This window comes from Streptomyces sp. NPDC041068 (assembly GCF_040647455.1).
Classification (GTDB): domain Bacteria; phylum Actinomycetota; class Actinomycetes; order Streptomycetales; family Streptomycetaceae; genus Streptomyces.
In genome coordinates, this window is sequence record NZ_JBEZCG010000047.1 from 1 (window position 1) to 10,099 (window position 10,099).

Sequence of the window (10,099 nt, forward strand, 5' to 3'; positions counted from 1 at the left end):
GCCGCACCCGCCTTCCACACAGCCAGCAACGCCACCACCAGATCCGCCGAACGCGGCAACCGCACGGCCACCACCGACTCGACACCCACACCCCGCGCCACCAACTGCCGCGCCAGCTGCTCCGCGCGCGCGTCCAACTCCGCGTACGTGTACGCCACATCACCGCATACGACAGCCAACTCATCCGGCACAGCGGCCACCTGACGCGCCACCAACTCCGGAACCGTCACCTCCGGCACCGCCACCGCCGTGTCGTCGACCGCGACGATCAGCTCCGCACGCTCCTGCGCAGTCAACACCTCCACCGCGCCCACGTGCGTCTGCGGGGCCGCGGTCACCTGTCGGACCACGCGTGCGAAGCGGGCGGCAATCTGCTCGGCGGTGTGCCGGTCGAACAGGTCCGTCGCGTACTCGAGCCGGATCTGCGCACCGCCGGCCGCGTCGGGGATCAGGTTGAAGAAGAGGTCGAACTTCGCCGAGTCCGTCGACAAGGGCTCGAACGTCACCCGCAGGTCGGGCAGGTCGAGTGCGGGCCACGGAATCTGCCAGGCGCACATGACCTGGAACAGCGGCTGGTAGGCGGTGGAGCGCTCCGGGTTGATGAGTTCCACGAGCCGCTCGAACGGCATGTCCTGGTTGTCGTACGCCGCCAGGGCCTTGCCCTGCACGCGCTCCAGCACCTCGCCGAAGGTGGGGTTGCCGGACAGGTCGGCGCGGAGCACCCAGGTGTTGGCGAAGAAGCCGACCAGGTCCGCGAGCGCCTCGTCGGTGCGGCCCGCGATGGGGGCACCGACGGGGATGTCGTCCCCGCTGCCCAGCTGGTGCAGGAGGACCGCGAGCGCGGACTGGAAGACCATGGACACGGTGACGCCACGACTGCGCGCCAATGCCTCGACGCCCGCGAGGAGTTCGGGGTCGATGGAGTACTCGACGAGATCGCCGCGGCGGCTCGCCACGGGCGGGCGCGGGCGGTCGGTGGGCAGCGCCAGAGGCGCGGGCACGCCGGCCAGCTCCTTGCGCCAGTACTCCAACTGCGCGGCCGCGAGACTGTCGGGGTCCGATACGTCGCCGAGCAGCTCGCGCTGCCACATCGTGTAGTCGCCGTACTGCACCGGCAGCGGCTCCCACCTCGGGGCCTGCTTGTCGCGGCGCGCGGTGTAGGCGGCGATCAGGTCGCGGGCGAACGGCGCGGCGGACTCGCCGTCGCAGACGATGTGGTGGGCGACCAGGACCAGGACGTGGTCGTCCGGCGCGACGCACAACACCCGCGCACGCACCGGGACTTCGTCGGCCAGGTCGAATCCTGTGGTGACCTCCCGGGTGACCGCGTCGGCGAGACCGTCCGTCGTCACGTCCGTGACGGGCACGTCCAGGGACACCTCGGCCAAGGGCAGGACCCGCTGGAACGGCACCCCGTCCGCGTCCTCGACGAAGAGGGTACGCAGGCTCTCGTGGCGGGCCACCACGTCGCGGACCGCCGCCGCCATCGCCTCCGTGTCGAGGGTTCCGTGGAGCCGCAGGACAAAGGGGACGTTGTACGTCGCAGACGCACCCTCGAACCGGTGAATGAACCACAGCCGGCTCTGCGCGAACGACAACGGAATCATTTCGCCTCTACTCCTCGGTCATCCGTCCAGCTGCGACGGGGCAGCACCGGAACTTACCCAACACTCAAATGGCGGCAGAAGACTTCCATGACGGCAGAACTTCCAGATCACGGAAATCAGAGATTCACCCGTGCTGGACAGACAGCACGGGGAGCATTCCCCCTAGGCGATCGCACGGCCCCAAGTGATCGCACAGGGACACACCATAGGCGGCCACCCAAACCGATACACAGGATTTGCGGCCCCGTTCAGGACACCCGCAGCCGTACGGCGTGACTTCTGAAGGAAAGGCCAGGTCAGAGACGCTGGGACCGTCCCGCCGGCGGGACGGTCCCAGCCACGCCGGCGCCTCGCCGGGGTCCAGGAGCCGCCTGCCCACTCCTTCGGATCCCCTCCATTTCGCCATGGCGATGATTGCCGAAATGGCGTTCGCCTTGCGATGCTGCGAAACATGCTAGTGATGGTCGCGCCCGGACAAGGCGCCCAGACTCCGGGGTTCCTTACCCCTTGGCTCGAAGATTCTCAATATGCCGACCAACTCCATTGGCTTTCGACGGTGTGCGGCATCGACTTGGAGCATTACGGAACCAAAGCGGATGCCGACACGATCAGGGACACCGCGATCGCGCAGCCGCTGATTGTCGCCTCCGGAATTCTCGCTGCCACCGCCCTCTTCCCCGATCTCGTACGCGACTCCCGCCGGATCGACCTCGCGGCAGGCCACAGCCTCGGCGAGCTCACCATCGCGGCGGGTGTCGGCATGATCACCGCCGAGCAGGCGATGGTCCTCGTACGCGAGCGCGGCAAGGCGATGGCCGAGACCGCCGCGAAGACCGAGTCGGGCATGATCGCCATCCTCGGCGGCGACCGCGAGGACGTCCTGGCGACGATCGCCCGGCACGGCCTGGTCACGGTCAACGACAACGGACCGGGTCAACTCGTCGCCGCTGGAGCGAAAGAGGACATCCGCCGCCTGCTCGACGCGCCGCCGGACCGGACCCGCCTGCGGCCGCTGGAGATAGCCGGCGCCTTCCACACCAAGGAAGTCGAGCATGTGGCCGACCTCCTGGGCCGCTGCGCTCGCGCCATCTCGCCACGGGACCCCGGAGCCGGGATGATCTCGAACCGGGACGGCCACGTAGTGCGCGACGGGCGGGAGATGCTGGACCTGATCGTGCGGCAGGTGAGCCTGCCCGTGTACTGGAACCGGTGCCTGGACACCATGGCCGAGCGCGGAGTGACCGGCCTGCTGGAGCTCGCTCCCGCCAAGACCCTGAGTCGCATCACATGGCGGGCCATGCCGGACGTGGAGACCTTCACCCTCAATACGCCCGACGAACTCGACGGTGCCCGCGCGTTCGTCGACAAGCACAGCACGGCCTCCCCTGCCTGACCGTGCGTATCCGACCGCGCGTATCCAACCGTGCATACCTGACCGCGCATATCTGACCGCGCGTACCTGACCGCGCCCCAACGAGACAACGAAGGAGCCCCTTCATGGCCACACTTGAGGAAATCCACGCCGAACTCCCCCAGATCATCAACAAGATCGCCGGGACCCCGGTCGAAGAGGTCCTGCCGGACAAGGCCTTGGTGAACGACCTGAGGATCGACTCCCTCTCGATGGTGGAGATCATGCTGGTGGCCGAGGAGACGTTCGACGTGAAGATTCCCGACGAGGATCTGAAGGACCTCGTCACGCTCGCCGATGTGGCGGAGTACATAGAGCGCGAGCAGGCATGACGCCGGACGGAAGACCGGGGTACGGACCGTGCCGCCCTCTGGTCCCGACGAGCAAGGAGCGCAGTTGAGCACAGAGGTTGTCGTCACAGGGCTCGGTGCCGTCACCCCGCTCGGCGGTGACGTCGCGTCGACCTGGCAGGGGCTGCTCGACGGGCGCTCCGGCATCACGACTCTCGACGATCCGCAGTACGAGGACTTCCCCGTACGCCTCGCCTCTCCCGCGGCGGTCGACCCCGCCGAACTCCTGCCCAAGGCCACGGCACGGAAGCTGGACCGTACCCAGCAGTTCGCGCTGGTCGCGGCGCGGGAGGCCTGGAACGACTCCGGCCTGGCCGGAGTCGAGGGCACCGATGCGGCAGTACCGGGTGAGCGGCTCGGTGTGTCGATCGGCTCCTGTCTGAGCGGCGCGGCCAGCCTGTTCCAGACCTGGGACACACTGCGCGCGAAGGGACCTCGATACGTGTCGCCGTTCACGGCGGGGCGGATCCTTCCCGACGCGGCCGCCTCATGGGTGGGGCTGGAGTTCGGTGCCAAGGCGGTGCTGGAGACACCGGAGGCAGCGTGCGCGACCGGCAATGACGCTCTGCGGCGCGGTGCCGAACTGATCCGCGCGGGCAAGGCGGACGTGGTGATCGCCGGCGGCACCGACGCCATGGTGCACCCCTTCGTCGTGGCGGCCTTCGTCTCGATGCGGGCCCTGTCCCGCCGCAACGACGAACCCGAGTTCGCCGCACGGCCGTTCACCAGGACCCGGGACGGTTTCGTGCTCGGCGAGGGCGCCACGATCATGGTGCTCGAGTCCGCGGCGCACGCGGCCAAGCGGGGAGCGCGGGTGTACGCGCGTCTGGCGGGCGTCGGGTACAGCGCCGACTCGCACGACTTCGCCCAGCCGGACCCGACCGGTGCCGGACAGGCCGCCGCGATCCGCGAGGCCATGACTGACGCGGGCCTCGAATCGCAGCAGATCACGCACATCAACGCGCACGCGGCGTCGACGCCACAGGGCGACCTCACCGAATCGATCGCGATCCGATCCGTGCTCGGAGCTCATACGGACAAGGTCGTCGTCACCGCGCCGAAGTCGAACATGGGCCATCTCATGGCCGCGGCAGGGGCGGCGGAGTCAATGGCCGCGGTGCTCGCCCTGTATCACCGCGTCGTACCGCCGACGCTCAATCAGGACGACTACGACGACGAAATCGCGCTGGACATCGCGGTGAAGCCGCGAGAACTTCCGGAGGACGGCGAACTCGCCGCGCTCAGCAACTCGTTCGGGCTCGGCGGACACAATGTCGTCCTCGCGTTCCGCACGGCCTGACCCGGCACCTCTCCGGCCGACGGCCGCCGAGGCCGACGCTCCACGAGAACCGCCCGCTTGATCCGACCGGACAGTTCCGGGGCGGATCAAGCGGGCGCTGTTGTCGGTCAGGGGCTCTGTTGTCGGTTGCGGGCGCCGTTGTCGGTTGCGGGCGCCGTTGCCGATTGCGGGCACTGCCGGTTCGGGCGGATCCCCGATTCCTCAGGAGGCGATGAGAGCGCAGGCCGTGGACAATTCCTCGCTCTCCACATCGCGTAACGCAGCCTGCAGCACCTCGATCGCCCATCCGCTCAGACTCAGACCCTGAGCAGTGGCCAACTGCTCGCAACGCTTCAACTGCTCAGCGGTGATGGTGATGTGAAGCGACGTCAGTTGCGAAACCGACTCCGTCACCGTCCCCCGGTCACGCTCGGCGGCGGTCACCACCCCGGCAGAAGCACTGTCGGTCTGCTCTTCCCCCTGGCGCTCGGCGAGGCTGGACCGTATCTCCTTGCGGAGTCGATTGCGTGACCATTGCTGCTGCTCGGCCCAGCGGAGCCAGTAGTCCTGCTCCGGCTGTTCCAGCGAGGCGACCTCCGCGTGGTGCGCGAAGCTGAGGGCATCCCGCCGACGGGACAACTCGAATCGGCGTGCGACCCAGGCGTAGTTGCGGAGGGTCTGATAGCCGAGTCCCGTGCTTTCGATGACCTGTCGATATCGGCCGGTGTAGGCAGTCTCCCCGTAGAGCACCCAGTCGGCGAGCCACCACGTCGATGACTCGGAAATGGTCGCGAGCTCCGTCCCGATCTTCTGCCATACGCTGAGCGAGAGTCTGCCCGGCATGATGAGGCCGGTCTTGCGCAGAGTTACCGGACCTGCAGCATTGATCAACATCGGATAGCGGACATGAGATGTTGATCTGCGGTCTATATCCACAAGTTCTCCCCGGGTTCTTGCAGTTCGAGCTGCCGCGTCCTATTTGATTCGCCGGCCCCGTGAACAGTCATGCGCTGCCTCGGAACCCTCATGTGCCTCAAATAGCCGGATCTCCCGTTCCGGTCACAACAGTGGCCACTGTGACACGAGAGGGCTTGACCTAGCCACCGTTACGACAGGATCAAGCCCTTGGCTCAAGCATGTCGGCGCCGCTGACCTCGTGTAATGCAGCCCGCCAAGCAGTGGGCATCAATTCTGCGTTAAAGTTCCCTACGGAGTGGAGCCGACACAATCTGTCACCCTCCACGAACGGAACGGTCACGACTGCCTTGAAGCGGACTGCCACATTCAATTAAGACCGCGACAGTGAAAAGGTCGACGATCAGGCCACAGCATGAAGTTAGCGATTGCCTGAGCCCCTGGGATAACCTGCTCTCACGCCATTTCGAGTCGGTGTGAAGATGGCGCCACCCGAGCAGATGTTATTCACCGAAAGGGCGTGACCATCTTGTTCGTTCCCGATAATTACCGCGAGCCGGACACTTCTTGGGCCGTAAACCTGGTGCGCGACAATCCACTGGCCACACTCGTGACAAACGGCGACTCGGATGATGTGCCGTACGCGACGCATTTGCCCATCATCTTCGCCCCGCACCCGACCGCGGCAGAGCCGAAGGAGCTGGCCGGGACGACACTTCTCGGCCACCTGAACCGAGCCAATCCGCACTGGCAGGCACTGCGGGACGGCATGCCGGTCCTCGCACTCTTCACCGGCGCGCACGCCTACATCTCACCGTCCGTGTACGAGGAGAAGACCGCAGCGCCGACCTGGAACTTCACCTCGGTGCACGTGCACGGAACCCTGCGCAAGCTGGAGCCGGACGAGTCGGCGGAGCAGACACTGGAAGTCGTCAAGGCCACGGTTCGGGCCTTCGAGGGTCGATTCGGCGACGACTGGGACATGTCCGACTCCATCGAGCACTTCCGCAAGATCCAGCCCGCCGTGGGCGCCTTCCGGATCGAGGTGTCCCGGGCGGAGAGCATGTTCAAGCTGAGCCAGGAGAAGCAGCCGGAAGTCCGTGACCGCGTCCGGTGCTCCCTGGCCCGGAGCGACTCCAGCCGCCATCGCGAAGTGGCCGCGCTCATGGGCAGGCTGCCGCAGGCGAACGAGGCCGAGAAGTCCTCGGTTTCGTAGCCGCATTCGGGTTTGAGGGGCACCGGGTCGGCATTGTCCCGCCGGCGGGACGGCACCGGCTTCCCCTCCCCCGAGCATTCCGAAAAGCCGTGCACCGTCACCCTGATTTCCCTCCCTGAGCGCCGAAAACAACGGCCAGGATTTCTTTTACCGCATGACGAGTCGAACTCATCCTCACACATTCGACGATGCGGCCCGATTCTCATTGGAAAAGGTGAGTCGCTCCTTGTCTGCAATGACCGCATCCACCGCGCAAATGAGCATGTGGCTGGCCCAGAAATTGTCACCCGGCGTCTCGAACAACATTGCCGGTGTCTGGGAGATCAGCGGTGACGTCGATGTGGCGGTACTCGAGCATGCCTTCCACACCGTGATGAGCGAAACCGGAAGCGCCCTTATCAATTTCCGGGAGTCGCCGGACGGCCTGGACGTGGTCCCCAGGGACACAGGAGCATGGCGCCCCTTCTTCGACGATGTGAGCAGCGCCGACGACCCCGAGGCCGCGGCCTACTCGCTCATCGTGGAACGCGTGGGGGCACCCTTCGACCTGGAGAAAGAGCTGCTGTTCCGGCTCGGCGCGATCAAGCTGAGCGCCTCCAGGTTCTTCATGCCGGTCATCGCCCATCACATCGTGACCGACGGCTTCGGGGTGTTCTCCGTGGCGCGTCGTATCGGCGCGGTCTATTCGGCGCTCAAGCACGGCACCCCCCTGCCTGAGTGGTCCGGCGGCGACCCGATCCCCATGTATGAGGACGATCTCCGTTACCGCAATTCTTCACGGTTCGCCAAGGACGCACAGTACTGGCGTGAATATCTGACCGATGCGCCTGACGCGGCACGGCTGCCGGGCGGCAGGGGCGCGGGGGAATCCTTCTCGGCGCCCTCCGAGCCGTCCGCTGAAACATCGCATTCAGATCGTTGGGCACAGGTCGCAGCTTCTGTCGGAACGCTCAACCGTACGGTCACCATTTCCCGTACGGAAGCCGATGAATGGGCACGGGCCGCCGAGGCGAACGGCATGACGATGCCGACGCTTCTCACCGCTGCCGCAGCTGCCTTCTTCCGTCACACGTGCGACCTGCCTGAGCCGGTCTTCTCCCTGGTGGTCAACAACCGCCGCGGTCGCACCAGGGACATTCCCGGGCTCATGGCGAACTTCGTTCCCCTACGCGTGAAGGTCCCGCTGTCCACGCGTTTCGTCGACCTCGCCGACGCCGTCACCGTCGCGAAGTCCGGCGTACTCCGCCACTCCTCGTACCTGATAGCCGACGTCAAACGCGAGATGGGCATGACCGGCTCCACGCGCAGCCCGCTCGGCGTCATCCTCAACATCATCACGCTGCCGCGGGAGAGCCTCGACTTCGCGGGCTGTCCGGGCTCATTCCTCGGCGGCTCGTTCCCCACCCTCGACGAGCTGATGATCTCCCTCATCGACGGCGGAGGCGAGGACAGCGGCCTGCAGATCCGTTTCGACGCGCCGGCCAACCAGTACGACGCGGCACAGGTGCGGGAGCTCTCGGAGCAGCTCGTCGCGATGCTGCGCGCCTTCGTGGCAGCCCCCGAGGCACCCGTGGGCTCGGTGGCCACACCTCAGGCCACCGAACACGCGCGACGGCAGGCCGAGTTGAACAACACGACGGTGCCCGTGCCGGACCTGACCGTGACCGAGCTGTTCGAGCAGCAGGTGACGGCCACTCCTGACGCCGTGGCCCTGGTGACCGACGGCCTCTCCTGGACCTACACGGAGCTGAACACTCGGGCGAACCGCCTGGCCCGCGAACTCGTTCGGCACGGTGCCGGGCCGGAAGCGGTGGTGGGCATCGCGCTGCCTCGCTCGCCCGACCTCGTCGTCGCGATCCTCGCCGTGCTGAAGTGCGGCGCGGCCTACCTGCCGATCGACCCGAACCACCCTGCCGACCGGATGGAGTTCATCCACCAGGAGGCCCATACGACGCTCCTGGTGACGACCTCGCAACTGGGTCCTGACCTGTATCTCGGAGGCCGCCCGTGCGTGGTCCTCGACGACCCTGCCACCGCGTCGGCCGTGACGGAGCAGTCCGCCGACAACCTGCGGCACCGCCTTGCGCACGGAGAGCAGGCCGCGTACGTCATGTACACCTCGGGCTCGTCCGGCGTGCCCAAGGGCATCGCGGTGACCCATCGCGGCATCGTCGGCCTCGCCCGCGACCGGCGCTGGGAGAGCGGCGCCCAGGACCGGATGCTTCTGCACTCACCGCAGACCTTCGACCTGTGGACCTTCGAGATGTGGGTGCCACTGCTGCGCGGCGGCCTGGTGGTCCTTGCTCCCCCGCAGGAACTGGACTCCGAGGTCCTGGCAGACCTCCTGAAGAAGTACGAGGTCACTTCGGCATGGCTGACCGCGGGCCTGTTCGGCGTGATCGCCGAGGAGCGCCCGGACAGTTTCGCCGGCGTGCGGGAAGTCTGGGCGGGCGGTGACGTGGTACCGCCGTCCGGCGTGGCAAGCGTCCTGCGAGCCTGCCCGGGCATTTCGGTGGTCAACGGGTACGGCCCCACGGAAGCCACCGTGTTCGGCACCTGCCACCAAGTCGACGACACCCACGAGATCGGCGACGTCGTACCGATCGGCCGTCCCATGGACAACATGCGCGCCTACGTTCTGGACGGCGCCCTGCGCCCAGTGGGTCCCGGCACGGTGGGCGAGCTGTACCTTGCGGGGTCCGGCCTCGCCCGTGGCTATCTGGGCCCGAAGGGCCTGACGGCGACCCGCTTCGTGGCCGATCCGTTCGGTCCGGCCGGCGAGCGCATGTACCGCACCGGTGACCTGGTCCGGTGGACCGAAGAGGGCGTACTCAAGTTCGTGGGACGCGTCGACTTCCAGGTGAAGGTGCGTGGTTTCCGTATCGAGCCTGCCGAGATCGAGGCGACTCTCTCCTCGCACCCCGCGATCGCCCAGGCCTTGGTGGTCCCGCGATCCGACCGGGGCGAAGGCACACGACTGGTGGCATACGTGGTGCCGGTGGAGGCGGGCATCAGCGTCACCGACGGCGACTTCGACGTGCGTGTGGGTGTGTCGGTGGCGGAGTTGCGTCGGTTTGTGGCGGGGCGGTTGCCGGAGTTCATGGTGCCGTCGGCGTTGGTGATGCTGGAGCGGTTGCCGTTGACGGCGAACGGGAAGCTGGACCGGGCGGCGTTGCCGGAGCCGGAGTTGGCCGAGGGGGTTTACCGGGCTCCGTCGGGTCCGGTGGAGGAGGCTTTGGCGGGGGTGTTCGCCGAGGTGTTGGGTCTGGAGCGGGTGGGGGTGGACGACGACTTCTTCGCGGTCGGCGGTGACAGCATCCG

General features: G+C 67.0%; 7 protein-coding genes. 5 read left to right on the forward strand and 2 right to left on the reverse strand.

The features are described 5' to 3' along the window. Positions 1-1,607 (reverse strand): condensation domain-containing protein (locus AB0B50_RS44470; RefSeq protein WP_362343780.1); only part of this gene is annotated, 1,607 nt, incomplete at its 3' end. A 460-nt stretch (positions 1,608-2,067) separates the two neighbouring features. Between AB0B50_RS44470 and AB0B50_RS44475 the strand changes: the two genes are divergently transcribed. From AB0B50_RS44475 to AB0B50_RS44485, 3 genes are all read left to right on the forward strand, one after another. Continuing rightward, positions 2,068-3,000 carry an ACP S-malonyltransferase gene (locus AB0B50_RS44475; protein ID WP_362343783.1) on the forward strand — a complete coding sequence of 311 codons (933 nt, stop codon included), beginning with the start codon at positions 2,068-2,070 and terminating at the stop codon, positions 2,998-3,000. Between the two features lie 104 nt (positions 3,001-3,104). Next, entirely contained in the window at positions 3,105-3,350 is a 246-nt protein-coding gene (locus tag AB0B50_RS44480; RefSeq protein WP_362343786.1) for an acyl carrier protein, read from the forward strand. A 64-nt stretch (positions 3,351-3,414) separates the two neighbouring features. Continuing rightward, positions 3,415-4,668 carry a beta-ketoacyl-[acyl-carrier-protein] synthase family protein gene (locus AB0B50_RS44485; RefSeq protein ID WP_362343788.1) on the forward strand — a complete coding sequence of 418 codons (1,254 nt, stop codon included), beginning with the start codon at positions 3,415-3,417 and terminating at the stop codon, positions 4,666-4,668. A 201-nt stretch (positions 4,669-4,869) separates the two neighbouring features. Here the strand turns inward: AB0B50_RS44485 and AB0B50_RS44490 are convergent, their stop codons facing one another. Beyond that, positions 4,870-5,583 carry an LmbU family transcriptional regulator gene (locus tag AB0B50_RS44490; protein ID WP_362343791.1) on the reverse strand — a complete coding sequence of 238 codons (714 nt, stop codon included), beginning with the start codon at positions 5,581-5,583 and terminating at the stop codon, positions 4,870-4,872. 499 nt (positions 5,584-6,082) lie between these two features. Here AB0B50_RS44490 and AB0B50_RS44495 point away from each other — a divergent pair, with 499 nt between their 5' ends. After that, positions 6,083-6,778 carry an FMN-binding negative transcriptional regulator gene (locus AB0B50_RS44495; RefSeq protein ID WP_362343794.1) on the forward strand — a complete coding sequence of 232 codons (696 nt, stop codon included), beginning with the start codon at positions 6,083-6,085 and terminating at the stop codon, positions 6,776-6,778. Positions 6,779-7,034: 256 nt separating this feature from the next. After that, on the forward strand, positions 7,035-10,099 hold a 3,065-nt coding region (locus tag AB0B50_RS44500), incomplete at its 3' end, for an amino acid adenylation domain-containing protein (RefSeq protein WP_362343797.1).